The organism is Streptomyces millisiae, from assembly GCF_031845425.1.
Classification (GTDB): Bacteria; Actinomycetota; Actinomycetes; order Streptomycetales; family Streptomycetaceae; genus Streptomyces; species Streptomyces millisiae.
The window spans coordinates 1-255 of sequence record NZ_JAVREM010000444.1 but is presented as its reverse complement, the minus strand read 5'-3'; the positions used below and the strand labels follow the sequence as shown (position 1 = coordinate 255).

Genomic DNA, 255 nt, shown 5'->3' with positions numbered 1-255 from the left:
TCGCCTTCCGTCTGCCAGCGGCGGACCCACTTGTGAGCCGTGGTCCGGGACACGCCCATTTCCGCCGCGACGTGAGCGACCGGACGGCCAGAGCGGACACGTTCGACCAACAGCCGCCTGCCATGAATGGTCAGCCGGGCATTACGGTGGGACACGAAGACCTCCGCGCGGTGAAGACTCGACACCTCCACCACACCGGAGGTCTTCGCCACGATCAAGACCGGCCAGTGTCAACAACGCTCGTGATCAATACAC

General features: G+C 64.3%; 1 protein-coding gene. It reads right to left on the bottom strand.

The window, feature by feature from the left end; genetic code table 11:
- The coding region (locus tag RNC47_RS37490) for a helix-turn-helix domain-containing protein (protein WP_311605357.1) at positions 1–155 on the bottom strand (155 nt) is incomplete at its 3' end.
- Positions 156–255: the final 100 nt, after the last annotated feature.